This window comes from Arthrobacter sp. 001422645 (genome assembly GCF_059816125.1).
On record NZ_JCBANT010000001.1, the window covers coordinates 634383 to 654279 of the forward strand.

General features: G+C 68.1%; 17 protein-coding genes and 1 pseudogene. 7 read left to right on the forward strand and 11 right to left on the reverse strand.

Features of this window, described 5'->3' with window-relative positions; genetic code table 11:
* Window positions 1-74: 74 nt before the first annotated feature.
* The gene (locus tag AC6EUH_RS02970) at window positions 75-1505 is read left to right on the forward strand and encodes a TrkH family potassium uptake protein (RefSeq protein WP_056433667.1); all 1431 of its coding nucleotides are present in this window, start codon (window positions 75-77) and stop codon (window positions 1503-1505) included.
* A gap of 40 nt (window positions 1506-1545) precedes the next feature.
* Window positions 1546-2184, forward strand: a complete 639-nt coding sequence (locus tag AC6EUH_RS02975; protein ID WP_175558467.1) for a potassium channel family protein — start codon at window positions 1546-1548, stop codon at window positions 2182-2184.
* Window positions 2185-2216: 32 nt separating this feature from the next.
* Here AC6EUH_RS02975 and AC6EUH_RS02980 read toward each other — a convergent pair whose 3' ends face one another.
* The 9 genes from AC6EUH_RS02980 to AC6EUH_RS03020 form a co-directional block, all read right to left on the reverse strand.
* Entirely contained in the window at window positions 2217-3740 is a 1524-nt protein-coding gene (locus AC6EUH_RS02980; RefSeq protein WP_499737751.1) for an FAD-dependent oxidoreductase, read from the reverse strand.
* Between the two features lie 80 nt (window positions 3741-3820).
* Complete coding sequence (locus AC6EUH_RS02985; protein WP_056433669.1) at window positions 3821-4405, reverse strand: HhH-GPD-type base excision DNA repair protein; 585 nt, start codon at window positions 4403-4405, stop codon at window positions 3821-3823.
* A gap of 56 nt (window positions 4406-4461) precedes the next feature.
* Window positions 4462-5295, reverse strand: coding sequence for a pyrroline-5-carboxylate reductase (gene proC / locus AC6EUH_RS02990; RefSeq protein WP_056433673.1), 834 nt, complete (start codon window positions 5293-5295; stop codon window positions 4462-4464).
* Window positions 5296-5535: 240 nt separating this feature from the next.
* Entirely contained in the window at window positions 5536-6882 is a 1347-nt protein-coding gene (locus tag AC6EUH_RS02995) for an RNA polymerase sigma factor (protein WP_499737752.1), read from the reverse strand.
* A 10-nt stretch (window positions 6883-6892) separates the two neighbouring features.
* The gene (locus AC6EUH_RS03000; protein ID WP_056433676.1) at window positions 6893-7234 is read right to left on the reverse strand and encodes a YciI family protein; all 342 of its coding nucleotides are present in this window, start codon (window positions 7232-7234) and stop codon (window positions 6893-6895) included.
* Window positions 7235-7342: 108 nt separating this feature from the next.
* Complete coding sequence (locus AC6EUH_RS03005; protein WP_056433679.1) at window positions 7343-8386, reverse strand: Ppx/GppA phosphatase family protein; 1044 nt, start codon at window positions 8384-8386, stop codon at window positions 7343-7345.
* A 63-nt stretch (window positions 8387-8449) separates the two neighbouring features.
* Window positions 8450-8908: an SseB family protein gene (locus tag AC6EUH_RS03010; RefSeq protein WP_056433682.1), complete on the reverse strand. Its 459-nt coding sequence runs from the start codon at window positions 8906-8908 to the stop codon at window positions 8450-8452.
* Between the two features lie 141 nt (window positions 8909-9049).
* The gene (gene topA, locus AC6EUH_RS03015; protein ID WP_499737753.1) at window positions 9050-11773 is read right to left on the reverse strand and encodes a type I DNA topoisomerase; all 2724 of its coding nucleotides are present in this window, start codon (window positions 11771-11773) and stop codon (window positions 9050-9052) included.
* A 181-nt stretch (window positions 11774-11954) separates the two neighbouring features.
* Window positions 11955-12635: an ArsR/SmtB family transcription factor gene (locus tag AC6EUH_RS03020; protein ID WP_056433688.1), complete on the reverse strand. Its 681-nt coding sequence runs from the start codon at window positions 12633-12635 to the stop codon at window positions 11955-11957.
* A 214-nt stretch (window positions 12636-12849) separates the two neighbouring features.
* Here AC6EUH_RS03020 and AC6EUH_RS03025 point away from each other — a divergent pair.
* Window positions 12850-13902, forward strand: a pseudogene (locus AC6EUH_RS03025) (MFS transporter); the annotation flags it as partial.
* 141 nt (window positions 13903-14043) lie between these two features.
* Here the strand turns inward: AC6EUH_RS03025 and AC6EUH_RS03030 are convergent.
* Window positions 14044-15729, reverse strand: a complete 1686-nt coding sequence (locus AC6EUH_RS03030) for a DUF7059 domain-containing protein (protein ID WP_499737754.1) — start codon at window positions 15727-15729, stop codon at window positions 14044-14046.
* A gap of 122 nt (window positions 15730-15851) precedes the next feature.
* The gene (locus AC6EUH_RS03035; protein WP_499737755.1) at window positions 15852-16622 is read right to left on the reverse strand and encodes a MerR family transcriptional regulator; all 771 of its coding nucleotides are present in this window, start codon (window positions 16620-16622) and stop codon (window positions 15852-15854) included.
* A gap of 303 nt (window positions 16623-16925) precedes the next feature.
* Between AC6EUH_RS03035 and srmL the strand changes: the two genes are divergently transcribed.
* The 4 genes from srmL (at window position 16926) to AC6EUH_RS03055 (ending at window position 19845) form a co-directional block, all read left to right on the forward strand.
* A complete protein-coding gene (srmL, locus tag AC6EUH_RS03040) occupies window positions 16926-18083 on the forward strand; it encodes a PheS-related mystery ligase SrmL (RefSeq protein ID WP_499737756.1) in 1158 nt (385 codons plus the stop codon).
* A gap of 58 nt (window positions 18084-18141) precedes the next feature.
* Window positions 18142-18597: a DUF6023 family protein gene (locus AC6EUH_RS03045; RefSeq protein WP_499737757.1), complete on the forward strand. Its 456-nt coding sequence runs from the start codon at window positions 18142-18144 to the stop codon at window positions 18595-18597.
* Between the two features lie 64 nt (window positions 18598-18661).
* A complete protein-coding gene (locus AC6EUH_RS03050; protein ID WP_056433702.1) occupies window positions 18662-19237 on the forward strand; it encodes a hypothetical protein in 576 nt (191 codons plus the stop codon).
* A 74-nt stretch (window positions 19238-19311) separates the two neighbouring features.
* A complete protein-coding gene (locus AC6EUH_RS03055; protein WP_056433703.1) occupies window positions 19312-19845 on the forward strand; it encodes a DUF6023 family protein in 534 nt (177 codons plus the stop codon).
* The last annotated feature ends 52 nt before the right edge of the window (window positions 19846-19897 follow it).

The window sequence follows — 19897 nt, forward strand, 5'->3', positions numbered from 1 at the left end:
CCCTCCCCGGTCATTGCGCGGGGTTTAGTGGTTTACTACTGAAGGAAACAGTTTCTAGCAAGGAAATGTCACACATGACGCAGAGCCAGTCGAGGTCCAAGAGCCCGGCCAGCTGGCACCCCGGCACTCCGGAGCGGGAAGGCCTGTGGATCTTCACACGCCTTCGCGACTTCATCGACAACATCGCCAACACCTCTCCCGCCCGCCTGGCCCTGTCCGCGTTCGGCATGGTGATCCTGGTGTTCACCGCCCTGCTGTCCCTGCCGATGGCGTCGGCGACGGGTGATTTCACCCCGCTGTACCAGGCCATGTTCACCGCGGTGTCTGCGGTCTGTGTCACGGGCCTGACCGTGGTGTCCACGGCAGTGCACTGGTCCTTCTTCGGCCAGCTCGTCATCCTGGTCGGCATTTTCGTGGGCGGCCTGGGCACCCTGACCCTGGCCTCGCTGCTGGCCCTCATGGTGAGCAAGAAGCTGGGTGTCCGCGGCAAGCTGATCGCCCAGGAGGCCATGAACGCCGGCCGCCTCGGCGAGGTGGGCACCCTGCTGCGGATTGTCATCGTGACGTCAGTGGTGATCGAGGCGACGCTGGCGCTGGCGCTGATCCCGCGGTTCCTGATGCTGGGCGAAAGCTTCGGCCAGTCCGTGTGGCACGGGGTGTTCTACGCGATTTCTTCGTTCAATAACGCCGGTTTCACCCCGCACTCTGACGGCATCGTCCCTTACGAGACCGATTTGTGGATCCTCGTCCCGCTGATGGTGGGCGTCTTCCTCGGCAGCCTCGGGTTCCCGGTGGTCATGGTGCTGCACCAGAACGGTCTGAACTGGAAGAAGTGGAACCTCCACACCAAGCTGACCATCCAGGTCTCGCTGATTTTGCTGGTCGGCGGGACAGTGCTTTGGGGGTTGATGGAATGGGAGAACCTGCGGACCATCGGCGGCATGAACGTGGCGGACAAGGTCATTCATTCGCTCTTCGCGTCCGTGATGACCCGGTCCGGCGGCTTCAACCTCGTGGACCAGAACCAGATGGATTCCACCACCATGCTGCTCACCGACGCGCTGATGTTCGCCGGCGGCGGTTCAGCGTCGACGGCGGGCGGCATCAAGGTGACCACCATCGCCGTGATGTTCCTGGCGATCGCCGCCGAGGCCCGTGGTGACTCCGACGTGAAGGTCTACGGCCGCACCATCCCCGAGGGCACCATGCGGGTGGCCATCTCGGTCATCGTCGCCGGCGCCACCCTCGTCGCAGTGTCGGCCATGCTGCTGCTCCACATCAGCGGGGCGTCCCTGGACCGGGTGCTCTTTGAGACAATTTCCGCCTTCGCCACGGTGGGCCTCAGCACGAACCTCAGTGCCGAGCTGCCGCCGTCGGGCGTTTATGTCCTTACCGCCCTTATGTTTGCCGGACGCGTCGGCACCGTCACCCTGGCCGCCGCCCTGGCCCTGCGCCAGCGCAGCCAGCTGTACCACTACCCGGAAGAGAGACCGATCATTGGCTAGTTCCTCAGGCGCCGTCAACCGCCCCGCCCACAACGCCCCCGTGCTGGTGATCGGGCTGGGCCGCTTCGGCGCATCCACGGCCGAACAGCTGGTCAAGCAGGGCCGCGAGGTGCTGGCCATCGAACGCGACCGGAGCCTGGTGCAGAAGTGGTCCAGCGTCCTGACGCACGTCGTCGAGGCCGACGCCACCAACATCGATGCCCTCCGCCAGCTCGGCGCGCAGGAGTTCAGTTCCGCCGTCGTGGGCGTGGGCACGTCGATCGAATCCTCGGTGCTGATCACCGTGAATCTCGTGGACCTCGGCATCGAGCACCTCTGGGTCAAGGCAATCACGCCCTCGCACGGCAAGATCCTGACCCGGATCGGCGCCAACCACGTGATCTACCCGGAGGCCGACGCCGGCGTCCGCGCCGCGCACCTGGTCTCCGGCCGCATGCTGGACTTCATCGAGTTCGACGACGACTTCGCGATCGTGAAGATGTATCCGCCGCGTGAAACCGTGGGCTTCACGCTGGACGAATCCAAGGTCCGGTCGAAATACGGTGTCACCATTGTGGGCGTCAAGTCCCCGGGCGAGGACTTCACCTACGCCCGGCCGGAGACGAAGGTGTCCTCACGGGACATGCTCATTGTTTCCGGGCACGTGGACCTGCTGGAACGGTTCGCCGCCCGGCCGTAGCGGCCGTCAACAGCGCCCCGGCGCTAGGCACCTTACCGGGCGGACTTGGCGCGGTCCGGCGCCGGGCCGGCCAGGTTCCTCGTGGCCGGCCCCTGGATAACGATGCCATCAGTGGTGAACCGGGAGCCGTGGCAGGGGCAGTCCCACGTCACGTCCGTCGAGTTGAACTCCACAGTGCAGCCAAGGTGTGTGCAGACTGCCGAGACAGCTTGGACGTCCCCCGCGGGGCTGACGTACACGGCAGTTCTGGCCCCGTCGACCTCCACCACCTTCCCCTCGCCCGGGGCTACCTCGAGCACGGCCATCTCCGAGGGAGCAGCACCGTCGGCGTCAGGCACTGGCTCCTTCGGCACCGCCGGTACCGCACCTGTTGCATGTGCGCTTCTGGTGCTGTCGAAGACGGCGGCCCACGGGTTGTCGGTGCCGCACAGTGTGTCCCGCAGGATCAGGGCTGCGGCCGTGCCGTTGGTGAGGCCCCATTTTCGCAGCCCGGTGATCACGTGGACATGCCGGAACTCCGGAGCCATGAGGCCCACGTAGGGCAGCCCGTCGGCAGGCATGGCGTCCTGGGTGGACCAGCGGAAGGCGATCTCCCCGGCGCCAAGGCGGTCGCGGGCAAAAGCCGCGAGCCTTCGGTACCGTTCGGCGGAATCAACGCTTTCGGCGGCCGGGTGTCCTTCACCGCCGGCCAGCACGTAACTGCTGCCCTCGACGTCGACGGTCAGGATGGAGCGCATCGGCTCATCTACGCTGACAAAGGTTGCGTCCAGCGGAGGAACGGCGCTCCGGCCGGCGACGAGATACGAGCGGTGCGCGTAGCATCGCCCGGCGAAAAGTCCGTGGTCACCGAACGGCAGGTTGGTCGCCACAATGATTTCCGTGGCCCGGATTGATCCCCGCTCCGTAGCCACCACGGCCGGGGAGCCGTCACGGAAACCCGTGGCGGGCGACTCCTCAAAGACAAAGCTGCCGTTCCCGTCCACGGCACGGGCCAGGCCCTGCACGTACCTGAGCGCGTGGAGCTGAGCCTGGCCGTCGAAACGGACGGCGCCCCGGACTGCGAAAGGCAGCGGAACATCTGTGGTGAAGGATGCCGGCAGCCCCAGCCGCGCGGCCAGCGCCGCTTCCTCCCGGACCAGCGCAAGCGCCCGCCCGGATTCGGCGTAGGTGTAGTTGGCCACCCGCCGGAAGCCGCAGTCAATTCCCTCCGCCGCCACGACGCCAGCAATGTGTTCAATTGCCGCCTCGTTGGCCTGCCCGTAGGTGCCGGCGGTGCCGGCGCCGTGGCGGGCCGCCAGTTCGGAGTAGGCAAGCCGGTGCAGGGAGGTGACCTTGCCCGTGGTGTTCCCGGTGACGCCGGTGCCCACCCGCGCCGCCTCTAGCACGGCCACCGTCTGGCCAGCCCGTTTCAGGGCCAGTGCGGCAGTCAGTCCTGCGACGCCGCCGCCAATCACGGCAACGTCCACGTCCAGGGACGCCTCGAGGGGCGCGTACGAGGCGGTTCCGCCGGTGGCCGACCAGAGGGAGAGGAGTCGTCCTACCGGCTGTTCGTTCATGGTCCCGACCTCCACGCACTAGGGGTTCCTCCGCCGTCGGGCGCACTCATCCCGGCAACGCTGGCTGAGCTGCCGCAGGATCAGGGCCCGGCGGTCTTCGCCGCCTTGGCCGCGGCCTTGGCTGCCTGCTTGCTGGCGCGCACCCTGCTCAGCGACTCCGGATCCACAATGTCGGCGACGGACAGGAAGGCGTTCTCCTGGCCATAGTGTCCGGCGGCCTCCCGCCAGCCTTCAGCCTGGAGCCCGCACTGCTTTCCCAGCAGGGCCAGGAAGATCTTCGCCTTTTGCTCGCCGAATCCCGGCAACGCCTTGAGCCTGCGCAGCACCTCCTGCCCGTCAGGGTCACCCTGCGTCCAGATGGCGGTAGCGTCGCCGTTCCAGTCGCTGTGGACCGTCTCGGCAAGGGCTTGGACGCGGCCGGCCATGGATCCGGGGAACCGGTGGACGGCCGGGCGCTCTTTGAACATCTCGACGAACTCTTGGGGATCGTAGCCGGCGATCGCGGCGGGGTCCATGGACCCAAGGCGCGTCCGGATCTTTTCGGGACCGGCAAAAGCCGATTCCATGGTCACCTGCTGGTCCAGCAGCATGCCGGTCAGCAGGGCAAACGCGTCGTCGCTGAGAAGTTTATCCGCCGCGGGGTCCCCCGTGATGTGCAGTTCCATGGGTCCTATCCTGCCACTCGGTCCGGCCTGGGTCTTGGGTTCCGCCTGCGGGGCGGCTAGGCGAGCTGCTGGGTGATCTCCGCGGCCCGGGCAGCGGCGGAGCGGGCGCCGTCGGCAATGATCGCGGGCAGGCCGCGCTCGTCGAAAGTGGCGATCGCGCGTTCGGTGGTGCCGTTGGGGCTGGTGACGGCTTTGCGCAGCGCCGCCGGATCCGCACCCGGTTCGGCCAGCATGAAGCCTGCCCCGGCGACGGTTTCGCGCGCAATCAGCAGCGATAGTTCCCGGTCGAGTCCCAGTTCGACGCCGGCGTCCGCCATTGCTTCGGCCAGGTAGAACGCGTACGCCGGGCCGGACCCGCTGATCGCGGACAGCGCGTCGACCTGGGACTCGGGGATTTCGACGACTGTGCCCGCGGCCGCCAGGACGTCCTTGGCCAGCTGGAGCTGCGCCGCGGAGCAATGCGTCCCCGGCGACACCGACACGACGCCACGGCCGAGCTTCGCAGGGGTGTTCGGCATCGTCCGGATCACGGCCTGGCCAGCCGGCAGGGCGGCTTCCAGCTGCTCCAGCGAGACGGCTGCAGCGACGCTGATAACGATCGCGTCAGGAGCCAGCGAATCGCCAATCTCGCGGGCCAGATCCGCGATGCCCACGGGCTTGACGCCCAGGATCACGACGGCGGCGCCGGTGGTGGCCTGCTTGTTGTTCTCAGGCTCTTCCTCGCCGGCGATGGCCGTGATGCCGTGATGCCGTTTGGCGAGTTCGTCGGCCCGTTCGGCGCGGCGAACGGTGGCGACAATGTCTGCCGGGTCGGCGCCGCCCGCGATCAGGCCGCCCATGATGGCCTCGTTCATTGATCCACAGCCCAGGAATGCGATTCGGTTGCTCATGCCCCCATCATTGCAGTCCGCCCCGATTCACAGCCAGCTCCCATCTTCGGGTCAGCATCTTCACAAACTCCGTGACTAACGTAGTTATTACCTCATTGAGGGTGCGAGTGATGCGGCAGACATGCGGATGTCTGCCCGGCACCGGTGGTCTGCAGCGGGTTTCCCCCCATTTTCCCGCAGCAGACGGCCGGTGCCTTCGTCGTTAACTCCCCTGTTCACATTGCGCGGTCAATTGCCGGGTCATGGAGCCCTGCCCGGTCCCAGGGCCCGCAATCGGTCTTCCAGGAATGTCCTGTCCGCCTCGTTGCGGGCCAGGTTCAGCGCAGACCGGTATGCCGCGGCAGCCTCGGCGCTGCGGCCCAGCCGGACCAGGAAGTCGGCCCGGACGGCGTGGGCCAGGTAATAGTTCTCCAGCCCGAGCGCGTCGACGACCACCAAAGCAGGTTCCGGGCCCTCGAGCTCGGCCAGCGCGACTGCCCGGTTGAGAGCCACCACGGGTCCGGGCGCGACGCCGGCGAGCTGGTCGTAGAGCCGGAGAATCTGCCCCCAGTCCGTTGCTGCGGCATCGTACGCGTCGCTGTGGACGGCGTTGATCGCGGCCTGGAGCTGGTACGGGCCGGGCCGGTTCCTCCGCAGGCATTGACGCAGCAGCTCCTGGCCTTCGGCGATGAGGGCCCGGTTCCACAAGCGCCGGTCCTGCTCCGCCAGGAGCACCAGACCGCCGTTGGAGTCTCTCGCGGGGCGTCGTGATTCGGTCAGCAGCATCAGCGCCAGCAGGCCCGTCGCTTCGGGTTCGTCAGGCATCAGCGCTGCCAGCAGGCGGCCCAGCCTGATCCCTTCCCTGCAGAGGTCCTCCCGGATCAGCGGGCCACCGGAGCTGGAACTGTAGCCCTCGTTGAAGATCAGGTACACCACAGCAAGCACCTGCGGCAGGCGGGCCGGCAGTTCCGCGCCTTGCGGCACCCGGTACGGAATCCTGGCATCCCGGATCTTCGCTTTGGCCCGGACAAGGCGCTGGGCCATGGTGGTTTCCGGCACCAGGAACGCATGGGCGATCTCCGCCGTCGTGAGCCCTCCCAACAGCCGCAGTGTCAGCGCCACTTGCACGTTGGTGGCCAGGGCGGGGTGGCAGCAGGTAAAGATCATCCGCAGCCTGTCATCGTCCACCGTGCCCTCCCTCGTGAGTTCAGCGATGACTTGATCCTCGGGCGTCAAGGGTTCCGGTGAGCGGCCGGCCTGCAACAGCGCGGCCTTGATCTGTTTGTCCCCGCGCCCGGCCTCACGGCGTAACCCGTCGATGGCCCGGTTCCGGGCAGTGGTGATGATCCAACCTGCCGGGCTTGGCGGGATGCCGGTTGACGGCCAGTGCCGGACGGCGAGGGAAAAGGCATCTTGGACGGCGTCCTCGGCGGTGTCGATGTCCCCGAGCACACGGGTCAGGACGGCGACCGCACGCCCGTATTCCTGCCGAAAGACGCGGGCGATGTCCGCCTCCAGGGCCCCGGCGCCGGGAACCCTGGCCAGGGCGGGTGCGGGGGTCCCGCCGGGCTCCGGCGGAGATCGGTCTGGCGTGGCTTCGCGGACCATCCCGGAATACCTAGTGCTGGATGGGGCGCACTTCGATGGGAAGGGTGGTGGCGCGGGCCAGCTTGCCGGCCCAGCCGAGGGCGGCGTCCAGGTCCGCCGCTTCGATAACGGTGAACCCGCCCAGGTGCTCCTTCGTCTCAGCGAAAGGACCGTCGGTGATTAGCAGTCCGGCACCCTGCTGCCGCACCACCGTGGCGGTATCGGTGGGATGGAGACCGGCCGCGAACACCCAGACGCCAGCGGCCTTCATTTCGCGGTTCAGGACCTCGAGGTCCTGCATAATGGGCTCAAGAAATTCCGGCGTCGGAGCGGGGCCGACGGGCTGGTAAACGCTGAGCAGATACTGTGCCATGGTGGTGTCCTCCTTGACGATGCGGTCGGCTCCCTGCCGGCCTCTCACCTTCTAGACGAACGGTACGGGCCAGGATCGACACGACGCCGGTAACCGGGGCACCGAGTCTCACCGGGAGTCGGCTGGTGCGGCTTGCGTGGCGTCCGCCGGGTCACCGTCGGGTGACTGTGGCTCGGCGGGGTGGTCGATCTGCGTCACGTGGGGTGCGGGATCCAGCGGCCCCTCGAAGACCAGCTGGTCCAGCCTCCGGAGGATGAGGCCTTCGCGGAGCGCCCAGGGGCAGATCTCCATGCTGGGGAACTCGAACAGTTCCAGGGCGGCCTCGGCCACGAGGGCGCCGGCCAGTAGCTGGGGTGCCCGGGCTTCAGAAACGCCGGGAAGATTCAGACGGTCCTCCACGTCCATGGCCGAGATGCGCTGAGCCCAGAGTCCCAGATCCGAGGCGAACAGTTCCCGCTTGACGTAGGGGCCGGCGGCACTGGGCGCGGCCCCTGCGATCCGGGCCAGCGAGCGGAAGGTCTTGGACGTGCCTGCCACGTGGTTCGCCTTGCCGAGCTTCCCCAAGTCGCGCACCACCGGCTTGAGCGTGGTCCGGATGTAGCGGCGGAGTTCCTTGACGCTCTTGGCCGAGGGCGGGTCCTCCTGCAGCCAGTCCCGGGTGAGCCGGCTCGCTCCAAGCGGGACGGACGTTGCCAGTTCGGGGAGTTCGTCCTCCCCGTAGGCCATTTCGAAGGAACCACCGCCAATGTCCAGGTTCAGGATGGGCCCGGCACCCCACCCGTACCAGCGGCGGACGGCGAAGAATGTCATTGAGGCCTCTTCGCTGCCCGTCAGTTCCCGGAGCGTCACGGTGGTCTCATGTTTGACCCGGGCCAGCACCGCAGGACCGTTGGCGGCCTCGCGGATCGCGGAAGTACAGAACGCCAGCAGGTCTTCGGCTTTGTGTTTGGCTGCGAATTCCCACGCTTCCAGGACGAACTCAATCAGCTCGTGCTGGCCGGCGTCGTTGATGCTGCCGTCGCTCTCGAGGTACTGCACGAGGGACAGCGGGCGCTTGTGCGAGGCGAACGGCACAGGGCGCGCACCGGGATGGGCGTCCACGAGCAGAAGGTGGACGGTGTTTGATCCGATATCAAGGACGCCTAGACGCATAGTGCCATTATTCCCCCGGGAACACGGCCCGCCTAACGGACCGGCCGTGCCCGGAGCACCAGTTTAGGGCTGGCTGTTCCCGCCGGTGGCCTCATCGGGACCATCGGCCTCGTCGGCCGGCTTGAAGTCGCGGCGGATGTTCGCCACGCCTTCCGGATCGATCTCGAAGCCGAAGGCCGCCCCGGGGTTGATGACCATGCCGAGGTCGTCGCCGAGGTTGCCGAGGATCGCGGCGCCCTGGGTGCCGAGCACGTTGGGTGCGGCCTCCAGGTACTGCTCGGTGACGCGGCTCGGGTGGGAGAACACGGCCAGGACAGGCTTCCCGGCGGAGTTGGCCAGCACCAGCGGCTCCACCTGCGAATCGGCTCCCTCGAGCGCATCGGAGCTGACAATGTAAACCTCGTTGTTCAGGAAAGCGAGGATGACGTCAACGGGGTTGGCGTCCGGCTGCTCCCCCCGGGCAAGCTTCTCTTCGAGGTCGTTCAGCGGCTGGAGGTCCAAGTGATCGGGCTGTTCAGTCATGTCTCTACTCGATCACGTTGCGCCCGGGTCCGCAATTCCTAACTCTCTCCCCGCTGCCCAAACCGGAGTGATCCGGCAGCGTGCGTCTAAGCGAGGAACGAGCGAGCACGCAGAGGATTGCACCGGTTCGGGCAGCACCTTCTACTTCTTGGCGGCAGCCTTGCGGGCAGGGGCCTTGCGGGCCGTCGTCGTGCGCTTGACCGGTCCCTTGGCGCGCTTCTCGGCGAGGAGTTCGACAGCCTGTTCCCGGGTGAGCTCTTCCAGTGAGGTGGAGCGCGGCACGGTGATGTTGGTGACGCCGTCGGTGATGTACGGGCCGAACCGGCCTTCCTTCACCACGATGTTCTTCTCCGAGACAGGATCCGGGCCAAACTCGGCCAGCGGCGGGACGGCGGCGCGGGCGCCGCGCTGCTTCGGCTGGGAGTAGATCTCCAGGGCCTGCTCCAGCGTAATCGTGAAGATTTCCTCTTCCGAGCCGATGGACCGGGAGTCCGTGCCCTTCTTCAGGTACGGGCCAAAGCGGCCGTTCTGCACCGTGATCGGGTTGCCTTCAGCGTCCTGGCCGAGCACCCGGGGCAGGCTCATGAGCCGCAGGGCCTCGTCCAGGGTAATGGTGTCCACGCTCATCGACGCGAACAGCGATCCCGTGCGGGGTTTGGCCTTCACGGGCTTCTTCGGCGGCTTCGGCTTGCCGTTCTTGTAGTACTCCACCGGCTGGTTGGCGAGCTGCTCCTCGGTCATTTCCGGGATGATCTCGGTGACGTAGGCGCCGTAGCGGCCGTTCTTGGCCACGACGGCGTGGCCGGTGTGGGGGTCCGTGCCGAGCACGCGCTCCTCGGGGGCGGCGGTTTCCATCAGCTCCACCGCTTTGGTCGCGGTGAGCTCATCCGGGGCCAGGTCCTCGGGCACGTTGGCGCGGGCGGCCTCAACCACTTCTCCGGTCTTCGCATCGACGGTCGGGACGGAGCTTTCCAGGTACGGCCCGAACTTCCCGACCCGCAGCGTGATGCCCTCGGTGATCGGAATGGAGTTGATTTCGCGGGCGTCGATCTCGCCGAGGTTGTTGACGATGCTCAGCAGTCCCGGGTTGGAATCCTCGCCGAAGTAGAAGTGCTTGAGCCAGGCGGGCCCCTCGGCCTGGCCGTTGGCGATCTTGTCGAGGTCCGCTTCCATGTCGGCGGTGAACTCGTAGTCCACGTAGTCGTGGAAGTGCTGTTCGAGCAGACGGATGACGGAGAATGCGATCCAGCTCGGGACCAGCGCGGAGCCCTGCTTCCGGACGTAGCCGCGGTCCTGGATGGTGGAGATGGTGGAGGCGTAGGTGGACGGGCGTCCAATCCCCTTCTTTTCCAGTTCGGCGGTCAGCGAAGCTTCGGTGTAGCGCGGCGGCGGGGACGTTTCGTGCCCGACGGCGGCAATCTCCGAGGCGGTCAGCGCGTCGTCCTTCGCCACGTTCGGCAGCCGGCGGGCTTCCTCGGAGTCGTCGTCGCGGCTTTCGTCCTTGCCCTCTTCGTAGGCGGCGAGGAAGCCCGGGAAGGTGATGACGGTGCCGGAGGCCGAGAATTCGGCGTCACGGCCGTCGGCAGCGACTGCGCCGAGGCGGATGGTGGCGGTGGAGCCCTTGGCGTCGGCCATCTGCGAGGCGACGGTGCGCTTCCAGATCAGCTCGTACAGGCGGAATTCGTCGCCCGAGAGCTGCTTGGCCACCTGGGCGGGGGTGCGGAACGAGTCACCGGCGGGACGGATGGCCTCGTGCGCCTCCTGCGCGTTGGCTGCCTTGCCGCTGTAGACGCGCGGTGACGCGGGGACGTATTCCGGGCCGTACAGCTCGGAGGCCTGGCGCCGCGCGGCCGTGATGGCCTCGTTGCTCAGCGCGGAGGAGTCCGTACGCATATAGGTGATGTAGCCGTTTTCGTACAGCCGCTGGGCCACCTGCATGGTGCTCTTCGAGGAGAAGCGCAGCTTGCGGCCGGCCTCCTGCTGCAGCGTCGAGGTGGTGAACGGCGCGGCCGGACGGCGCGTGTACGGCTTCGTGTCGACGGAGCGGACCCGGAAATCGGCGTCCTGCAGCCCCGCGGCCAGGGAGGTGGCGAGTTCCTCGTTGAGGTGCACGGCATTGCGGGAAGTCAGCTCGCCGCTGTCGTTGAAGTCACGGCCGCTGGCGACCTTGGCGCCGTCGACCATGGCCAGTTTCGCCTTGAACGAGCCGGAACCGGCGCCGAACTGTCCGGTCAGGTCCCAGTAAGAGGCTGCTTTGAAGGCCATCCGCTCACGCTCGCGGTCCACCACCATGCGGGTCACAACGGACTGCACCCGGCCGGCGGAGAGGCCGCGGGCCACCTTGCGCCACAGCACCGGGGAGATCTCGTAGCCATAGAGGCGGTCCAGCACACGGCGGGTTTCCTGCGCGTCCACGAGGTCCTGGTCCACGTCGCGCAGGTTGTCCATGGCGCGGTGGATGGCTTCCTTGGTGATTTCACCGAAGGTCATCCGGTACACCGGGACCTTGGGCTTGAGCACTTCCAGCAGGTGCCACGCGATGGCCTCGCCCTCGCGGTCCCCATCGGTCGCGAGATAAAGAGCGTCAGCGTCTTTGAGTTGGGCCTTGAGCTCGGCGACCTTTTTCTTCTTGTCCGGAGACACCACGTAGTACGGCTTGAAGTCGTTTTCAATGTCGACGGCGAACTTGCCCACCGAGGTCTTCTTCAGGTCCGCAGGCAGTTCCGAGGGCTGCGGAAGGTCCCGGATGTGACCAATGGAGGCCTCAACAATAAAGCCCTCGCCGAGGTACTTGGCGATGGTCTTGCTCTTGGCGGGAGACTCCACAATCACGAGTTTCTTACCGGTTTTGGCCTTGCTTGGCACGGTGCTCCTACAGAAAAAGGTTTCTCGGGCAGATGCGCCCATACCCGCCTAGTTCACCATATTTTGCGGATTCCCGCGCATCCCGCATGAAAACGCGGGCCTCCGGGCACGACTTCCGGACGTAATGAAGGCCCGCAATTCCAGCCTTCTGCCGGGCGCGGCCCACGCGGCCGGGAGGCTGTCAGGCCGGGGTTCCGGGAGGGGTGCCAGCTGGGGTCGCAGGAGCCTTTCCCCGGTCATCCGGGATCATGGACCACATGGTCGCCATACGCTCCGCACCTGCGGGGACATGGTCCGGGTCCTCCAGTTCATAGTCCCGAAGCAGGTCGAAGAGCCGGTTGTTCAGTTCCGCCCGCTGGTCCGGCGTCAGGTAGAGCAAATTGCTGGCCAGCACCACGGAGGAGGGCCCGTCCACGGCTTCGCCGCGCTGGCGCTGCTCGTCCCGGGTCTTGGCGTAGGCATTGACACGCCGGCGGTAGGCGTCCAATTCGAGGTCCAGCACGGCGAACTCAGGGCTCGCCACACCTCCGCCCGAGTTAATAGTGAAGTCGGTGCCCGCGGCCTTCCAGCGGCGCTCCCTGGCGTCGCCCGCGGTGGCGGCCGGCACCACGATGCCCCACTTCTGCAGGGCGCGCAGGTGATAGCTCATGGCGCTCGGGGTGAGGCCGGTCTGGGCGGCGAGCTCCGTGGCCGTCCGGCTCACCTGGGTTGAATACAGTTCGGAAATTACCTCCAGCCGGGCAGCGTGGGCCAGCGCCCGGATTGCCTTGGGGTCGGTGATTTCCACTTTCTTTTCCGGGCGCTGCCGGCGTTTGGCGGCCGGAGGTACCGGTGGCTCCGCCGTGGGGGATTCTGCATTCACCCCACCAGTCTATCGAGCGGCACCAAACTATGAAAGAACTGCTTGACACTGCATTCCGGGAAAGAGTAGCTTGCTATTTATGAAACAGATACTTCATAACTTGCCGGACGAGTCCCGGGCGGCGCGGCCCCTCTGGCGAAACCACGATTTCCTCCTCGCCAGCAGCGCCCGCTTTGTCGCCACGGCCGGCATGGGCGCCGTCATCGTCAGCGTCATGCTGCACCTGCAGAACCTCGCCGCCGCGGGCCAGACCTCGGTGGCCGGGCCCTGGCTCGTGGCGGCCTATCTGTTCTGCTCGGCGCTCCCCCTCGTGCTGCTCGCCCCGTGGGCCGGCCGGCTGGCGGACACTAGGGATTCCCGGACGCTGGCGACGGCGTCGTCCGTGGTAAGTGCCGCGGCGGTTGCCGGCATGGGTCTGGGCATGCAGTATCTGGACAACTACCTTCCGGCACTGTTCGCCATGACTTTCCTCCTCGATACCGCCCAGGCGGTGGCCGGGCCCACCTGGCAGGCGCTGCTGCCCAGGATCGTCGGGGAAGAACGGACCCCCCGGGCGCTGGGCACCATGCAGGCAACCATCATGATCGCCGGCATGGTCGGACCGGCCGCAGGCGGGCTGCTCAGCGGCTGGGGCGGATCCGGCCTGGTGTTCGCCGTGGCCAGTGCCAGCTACTTGGCAATGGGTGTGGCCGCCATGCTCATCCGGACCCGTCGTGGAACTGCCGCCGAGCGGGTCGGTAAGGACGTTCCCGCCCTGCTGGACGGCCTGCGCATTATCCGCCGGGACAGCCTGGTCTGGGCCCTGGTCCTCGGGGCCCTGTTCTTCATCACCGTCGGCGAGGCGACCAACGTCCTTGAAGTGTTCCTGGCCCGCGACGAGCTCGGCGCCACCGAAACCCAGTACGGGCTGCTGGCAGCCTCGTTCGGTCTCGGCATGGCTGCCGGGGCCGCGATGGCCGGCCGGATCAAGTCCCCGCCAACCAGGCTGCGCGTGCTGCTGGCCTCGATGGCACTGACCTCCGCGTTCCTGGGAATCATGGCCCTGGTGCCGAGTGTGGAACTACTGTTCGTGGCCTACACCGCCATGGGGGCCGCCTGCGGTGTGCTGAACGCGTGCTTCGGGGCGATCGCGATCCTGCGGATCCCGGAAAGCGGGCGCGGCCAGGCGATGGCGATCCTCGGAGGCCTGACCCGGGCCGTCTCCATCGGGGCGCTGGCCCTGGGCGGGCTGCTGGGCGCTCTGCTCCCCATCCGGATGAGTTTCCTGGTCACCGGGGTGGCCGGGGTCTTGGTGGCCCTGGGCGTCGCCGCGTATGTCCTGCCCCGCTTCGGCAGCGAGGGGGCAGCGGAACCGGCAGCCGACGCGGGGCCGGAGGCAGACGCCGCCCCGTCAGCCGGAATTAGCGCCTCAGGCAGGCAGCAGGAAGCCGTCGCGAACCAGGTTCGCCACCTCGGTGAGGAGACCAGCGCGGAAGGTCTCGCCGTTCCAGTCCTCGCCCCCGCCCAGCAGCGCCTCCAGGGCGCCGATGATCTGCCCGACGGACAGGTCGCCGTCGCACGCTGAAACAAAGCCGGCCAGCTCGGTGCTCAGCAGGTTGGTGCGACGCAGGCCAGCACCCTGGCGCAGCAGGATGACGCCGGGGTGTTCGGCGCCCGGGCGCTGGTGCCGCTCCTCGGTGACGTCCTCGGCCACCAGCAGGTGCGCGGCCGCCAGATCGTTAACGGCCAGCCAGTCGGCGCGTTCCACCGCGGCACCCAGGTGCGAGCCGACGGGCTGCTCGATCGGATAGGTGATCTCCTCGAAGCGCCTCAGGACCGGGTCCCCGGCGGGACGCCTCAGCCAGATCATTCCGAAGCCGATGGCATCAACGCCGCGGGAGGCGAAGTCGTCCAGGTAGGCGGCGTACGAGTCCTGGTAGAGCCTCCGGTCCCTCGCCTCGGAGGCGTCCTGCAGCCAGGTCTCGGCGTACTGCTCCGGGCTGACCTGCTCACGCTGGATGAACCAGACGTCCGCGTCCGGACTGGCCCAGCTTTGCGGCCGTTCGGCCCAGTCAGCGCCCGCCGGGATCTCCCAGTTGCCCAAAAGCTGGGCTGTTCCGCCAGGAGCCAGCACCAAAGGCAGGGCCCGGACCAGCGCGGCGACGATGTCATCGCCCGGCAGGCCGCCGTCGCGGTACGTGAACTGGTCCGCGGCGGACTCGCCCGGGGTGCGCGGCGTGATCACGAACGGCGGGTTGGAGACCACCAGCTCAAACTCCTCACCCGTCACGGGGTCGAGCAGGGAGCCCCTGCGCAGGCTCACGCGGGCTTCCAGATCGGCCGGGTCCAGGTGGAGCTCGCCGGCGTTGAGCAGCAGGTTGAAGCGGGTGAACGCCAGGGCGCGGTCCGAGATGTCGGTGGCCGTCACGTGCTCAGCGTGGTGCAGCAGGTGGAATGTCTGGATGCCGCATCCGGTGCCGAGGTCCAGCGCCCGGGCCGCGTGCCGTCGGGCGGTGACCTGCACCAGGGTGGTGGACGCCTGTCCGATCCCGAGCACGTGGTCGTGGCGCAGGACGCCCGGGCGCTGGTGGGCGGCCAGATCGCTCGCCACCCAGAGTTCCGCCCCGCCGCCAGTGTTTTCCCCCTGGGCGTTTTCCCCTTGGGCGTTTTCCCGCTGGGCGTTTTCCCGCTGGGCGTCTTCCCCGGCGGCTCCGTCCCAGCCGTACGGCCGCAAATCCACCTTCGCCTGGACCCGGCCCTCCGTTGCCGGCTCTACGAGGCCCAGCTCCAGCAGCCCCTGCGTGCGGACCCCGGGCAGGGCGGCGTCGAGTGTTGCGGCCGGCTGCGGTTCGGCCAGCAGCCAGAGACGGACGACGGCGGCGAGCGCCGCCGTCGTCGGCTCCCCGTGGCACGCCTTTTCGGTGACAATCAGCGCGGGAACGAGCTGATCCCGGCTGAGGGCGCTGTGCGCGGCAGGGCCGAGGAGTGCGGCGACGCCGTCAACGGTGTAGCCGATGCCGCGCAGGTCCCGGGCCAGGGAATCGAGCAGGTCGGGGAGATCGCTGCGGGGGGCGTCGGGGGTGTTGCCTGCCGTGAAATGCGTTGAGGGAGTCACCGGACAAGTTTAGTCCCGGCCGCGGCGGCCGCGGCGGTCCCGGGCGCCGGGCACTTAACGGCCGGCCACCGGAGCCGGCACAAAAGGGTCCGACCCCCGGGCGGGCACAAAAGGGTCCGACCCTAGAGGTGCTTCGCGGCATAGATCTGCAAGGCGTCACGGACGAACATTGCCCCGGCTTCGCCGCCGTAGTTCGCGGCGAAGCGCGGATCGGCAACGTACATCTCGCCGAGTCCGGTGACGTAGTCCTTCACATCGCCGCTGCCACCAGCCGCGGACGCCGAGGCAGGTGTGCCGGGAATCCCGGTCAGCCATTCGACCTGTCGCCGGGCCAACTCCTGCGCCTCCGCACTGCCCGCTGAGACACCCGATTCGGCCGCCGCAATCCAGTCGCTGCCCAGCTGCCGGGAACGCTGCTTCCACGTCTCCTTCTCGGCAGGAGCCATCCCGCGCCACCACGCGTCGCTTTTCGCGAACGCGTCCTTGCCCCAGCGCTCCTCCACCTCGTCCTTGTAGCGGGTGTGGTCGAAGCCGTCGAACATGTGTTCCGCCATGATCTGTCCTCCATCCTTTAGTGCTTCCATCGTCTGCCGGACCGACACAATCTGACGTGCCAGCCGGTCCTGTTCCTGCCGCAGCCAGTCAAGGTGGCGGCCCAGCGCCTGTTCGGCATCGGGCTCGTGGTCGAGGATTTCGGCGATTGCCGGCAGCCCGAGCCCGAGGTCCCGCAGGAGCAGGATGCGCTGCAGCCGCACCAGAGTCGGCTGGTCGTAAAACCGGTAGCCGTTGCCTCCAGTCCTGCTGGGTTTGAGCAGCCCGATGTCGTCATAGTGGCGCAGCGTCCGGCTGGTAGTCCCAGCGGTTCGGGCGATCTGCTGCACGGACCATTCCATCTGGCTGCCTCCCTCCGCTTCGCCGCCGGCCCTGTCCGGGCCTGGCCGGCCCCGTCCAGGCCGGTAATCCGATGCTAGATGTTGACGCCACGTCAAGGTCAAGGGGTGTGCGCCGGCCGGGAGGGCCCCTGCGGCCTGCAGTAGCATGGGGGCATGCACACGCAGCAGCGATTTATCAGCCCTCGGCCGCTTTCCGGCCGCACGGGCTTCCAGTCGCGCGCATGACTGCAGCCGCCGGGGTCCGTCCGGTGCAGCGGCTGAGGGTGAAGCTCCCCCTCCCGCACTCACGACCAAGGACCCCACATGAAGACCTATCTGACCCCCACCGAGCTGCAATCCGCCCTGGAACTCCGCGATTTGGCCGATCCCGAGCAGGGGCCTCACGCGATGTCCCTGCTACTGGCGGACATCACAAGGGCACTGGAACGCCTTTGGAACATCGAGGCGGAAACCCACCGGCTCAGCCCCCTCGTCGCGACCGCCGACAACTACGACCGCCTGGGCTACTCCCCTCACGACGCCACCCGTGATTCGCGCTACTCCCGCCATGTCAGCCCCACGGTGATGCTGCGGAGCCACACCTCGGCCGGCGTGCCGGCCTTGCTGGACTCGCTCCGCACAGAAATGGGTCACTATGACCGGCTGCACGCATTGCCCGGCCTGGTGTACCGGCGGGACTCGATCGACCGCACCCACGTCGGCGCTCCGCACCAGGTGGACCTGTGGAGACTGAAAGCGCGCGGCCTGCTCGGCGCCGCCGAACTGGACCAGATGATGGCTGCCGTCGTGGAGGCGGTCCTTCCGGCCTCCTTGCACCCGGATGTCGAATGGCGCGCGAGCCCCGCAACCCACCGCTACACGGACACCGGCAGGCAGCTTGACGTGCTGGTGACCCAGCCGGACGGCGGCCGGGAATGGCTGGAACTGGCCGAATGCGGCCTTGTCGCCGCGCAGGTTCTCCGCGGCTCCGGGCTGGATCCGCGTCGCTGGGCCGGCCTCGCCCTGGGCTTGGGCCTGGACCGTGCGCTGATGCTGCGCAAGGGAATCCGGGACATCCGGCTCCTGCGCGCAGCGAACCCCGACATCCAGGCGCAGCTGCTGGACCTGCTCCCCTACCGCCCGGTGTCGGTCATGCCGGAGGTCAGGCGCGATCTGTCCCTCGTGCTCGGCTCCGCGGCCGAGGCCGACGTCGAACTGCTGGGTGATCGCGCGCGGACGGCCCTCGGGACGGAGGCCGACGTCCTGTCTGCGCTGGAGGTCAGGGCAGTCACCTCGGCGCCGGCGCTTCCGCCGGCCGCCGTCGAACGGCTCCGTCTCGCTCCGGACCAGGTGAATGTGCTGCTGCGGCTAGTGCTGCAGCCGCTGGACCGGACGCTGACGGACGGCGAGGCCAACCGCTTGCGGGACCGCGTGTACCTGGCCCTGCACCGGGGCCGCGGGCTGGAGCTCACCGCGGAGTAAGGCGGGTCCGGGCGCGGGAGGAACCGGGTGCCGCCGTCATCGGCGGTAAGTTGGAGGAATGCTCTTCCCCATTTCCCGCCGCGCCCGGGCCATCCTGCAGCGCGCATCTGGCGTCGCGGCGGGCGCCGCCATCGTACTTGCCGCCGCAGCATGCTCCCCGGCCGGTTCCATCGAGTCGGCCGATGTGCCGGCGTGGAAGGCCACCGCCCTTCCTTCGGCCGACGGCACGGTGCTCGAGGACGCGGGCAAGATCCTCAACCGGGAACCGATCGTGAAGACCGCCCCCGGGTTCGGGGCGGGCACCTACATCCTGACGATCACCTGCGACGGCGGGGGCAAGGCCTTCTTCGACGTCACCCTCGACGGCGCCCGGCTGGCCGAGGCCGGAGCGGCCTGCAACGGCAGCCGGGAGACGGCACGCATCAAGGTCCCCGCCGACGGCACGCTCCGCATCAGTACATCGAGTGTTGACGCTCCGCTGATCTACGCCTACCAGCTGGCGCCTGCGGCGTAGGAGCGCGCCGGCCACGAGGGCCGCTGTGACTTGCGCCCGCGACCCCCGCGGCTAGGCTCGGTGCATGTCTGCTACTGGGGGTACGCACTGGAAGGTCCGCACTGCGCTGCTGCTGACGGCGGGCGCCGTCGCTGCGGGGCTGGCGGGGTGTGAATACGCCGACGACGTCGGAACCGTACCGGCCGCGGCCGGCCCGTCCGCCCGCACTCCCGCGGCCAGCGCGCCGCTGCCTACCCGGGATCCGGAACTCGTTGCCGCCGAAACCCGCAACCTGTTGACGTTGGATGCCGTCCTCGGCGGGTTGCCGGAAGGTCTCCTGTTCGGCGGCTCGGGCGGAATCGGCGACACGAGCAGCGGGGGATTCTCGGTGTCGGGCGAAATTTCCCGGGCCGGCCGATACAAGATCTCCGCGGCCTGCATCGGGGCGCCGGACGCGCATTTGTCCGTCATCCAGGGCGCCCGCGAGGGCGGCACCCTCCTGGAGCGCAACCTCGACTGCGGCAGCGTGACCGGAGCGCTGCTGGTCCTGGAACCCGGGGATGTCTCGGCTCACCTTGTCCGCTATGGCGGAGGCGTCCCCGGGCCAGCGACCGGCGCTGTCGCAGGCATCCGGATCAGCTTCGACGGGCCGGGGCGGTAATCACCGGAGCGCCGCGTCCGGCGCCCGCCGTAGGACTCTGGCGGACAGGACGCCGGCGGGCTTAAAGTCAGCATATGCCCGCTCTTCCAGCGCAGGGCGTTCCCCGCACCCGCACGGCATCCGCCGTGGGAATCCTGCTTGTGCTGGGAACGGCACTGTCCGGCTGTGCCTACGAATACGACGAGGACTTTTCCAGCGGGAGCTCGTCCGCCTCCGCCCCGGCATTCACCGACGCGGCACTGCCGCGGGACCCCGCCTTGAACCGGCCGGTCTCCGGCGCGGAACTCGACGAGTGGGCCGCGGAGGTGCTGCCCGACGCCGACGGGGAAGTCTTCCACTCCAACTACGGTGTCTTGGAGGCCGGGGAGGAACGGGAGGAGACCACCGCGAAACTGCCCGAGGGCACGTATGCCTTGACCTTGGCCTGCCGGGGCCCGCGACGGGTGTCGTTCAACGTCAGCCATGGCGACCTCGACCTGGTGGACTTGAACCTTCGTTGCGGGACCTCACGGGTCAACGTGGTCTACCTGCCCGCCGACGCCGTGCTCCACATCGCGGTGGAGGCGCGGAGGGGCGCCAACTTCGCCTACCGCGTGAGCCTGATCTGACGCTTCCGGCTCAGCGGTCAGCCAGGGCAAGGGCCCGGCCGGACGCGAGGCC